We start from the raw sequence: 1,707 nt of genomic DNA on the forward strand, positions 1-1,707 counted from the left end.
ATCCCCAAGGGCGTGCTGCTGTACGGCCCTCCCGGCACCGGTAAGACCCTGCTCGCCAAGGCTGTGGCGGGCGAGGCTGGCGTGCCCTTCTACTCGATTTCTGGCTCTGACTTCGTTGAAATGTTCGTGGGTGTGGGCGCGTCCCGCGTGCGCGACCTGTTCAAGGAAGCGAAGAGCGACCCCGCCGCCATCGTCTTCGTTGACGAGATTGACGCTGTTGGCCGCCGCCGCGGCGTCGGCATGGGCGGCGGTAATGACGAGCGTGAGCAGACCCTGAACCAGCTGCTGGTTGAGATGGACGGCTTCGACGGCAACTCGAACGTCATCGTCATTGCGGCAACGAACCGACCCGACGTTCTGGACCCGGCGCTGCTGCGTCCCGGCCGTTTTGACCGTCAGATTGGTGTGGACGCCCCGGACATGCAGGGCCGCGAACACATCCTGCGCGTTCACGCGGCAGGCAAGCCGATCGCTAACACTGTTGACCTGGCTCAGGTCGCTAAGCGTACCCCCGGTTTCACCGGCGCCGACCTGGCGAACGTCATGAACGAGGCGGCTCTGCTGACCGCCCGCGATAACGGCAACGTGATTGACGACCGCGCTATCGACGAGGCAATTGACCGCGTCATGGCTGGTCCGCAGCGTTCCTCGCGCATCATGAACGAGCACGAGCGTAAGGTCACCGCATACCACGAGGGTGGTCACGCCCTGGTTGCGGCGGCACTGCGTAACTCCGCGCCGGTCACCAAGATTACGATTCTTCCGCGCGGTCGCGCCCTGGGTTACACCATGGTCATGCCGCAGGACGACAAGTACTCCACGACCCGCCACGAACTGCTCGACCAGATGGCGTACGCGATGGGTGGCCGTGCGGCTGAGGAAATCGTCTTCCACGACCCGTCCACCGGTGCGTCTAACGACATTCAGAAGGCAACCGACACCGCCCGCAAGATGGTCACCGATTACGGCATGAGCGCCGCCATTGGTTCCGTGAAGCTCGGCGGCGAAGATACCGACCCGTTCCTTGGTGGCGGCGGCGGAGCTTCGGCACGCAACTACTCCGATGCGACCGCGGCAAAGGTCGACGCTGAGATTCGCGCCCTGCTGGAGCAGGCACACGATGAGGCATTCCAGATTCTGCTGGAAAACCGCGATATTCTGGACCGCCTGGCGTTCGCCCTGCTTGAGAAGGAAACCCTGCTCGAGAACGAGATCGCCGAAATCTTCAAGGATGTTCGCAAGCGCCCCGAGCGTGAGCACTGGTACTCCAAGTCGACCCGCGAGCGTACCGACATCCCGCCGGTGAAGGCACCGAGCGAGTTGGCGAAGGAAACCGAAAAGGCTGAGGAAGCACCTGCCGCGGCACCGGCAGCTCCTGCTACGGCACCTACTGTTCCCGTAGCACCGACTGCACCCGCGCAGCCGGAGGCACCCCTCACGAACCCGGACGCCGACCCGACCGTCGCAATGCCCACCCAGCAGTACCCGAACTACCCGGTGCCTCCGGCGCAGCGCCCGGAGAACGGCACTCCGAACCAGAATGGAGCAGAGGATGAGCGAGGCTAAGAACGCCGTCGACCAGCCGCGTATTGAGGCTGCCGTCCGCGAGATTCTGCTTGCGATTGGTGAGGACCCGGACCGCGACGGCCTGCAGCAGACCCCGGCTCGTGTGGCGCGCGCCTACGCGGAGTTCTTCTCGGGCCTGCA

At 64.4% G+C, this 1,707-nt stretch carries 2 protein-coding genes; both read left to right on the forward strand.

Going from position 1 to position 1,707, the window contains the following annotated elements; genetic code table 11:
• Positions 1 to 1,566 (forward strand): ATP-dependent zinc metalloprotease FtsH (gene ftsH, locus Q0216_RS03300; protein WP_298592901.1); only part of this gene is annotated, 1,566 nt, incomplete at its 5' end.
• The coding region (locus Q0216_RS03305; protein ID WP_298592903.1) for a GTP cyclohydrolase I at positions 1,553 to 1,707 on the forward strand (155 nt) is incomplete at its 3' end. The genes ftsH and Q0216_RS03305, both read left to right, overlap by 14 nt.

This window comes from uncultured Rothia sp. (assembly GCF_937976295.1).
GTDB lineage: Bacteria > Actinomycetota > Actinomycetes > Actinomycetales > Micrococcaceae > Rothia.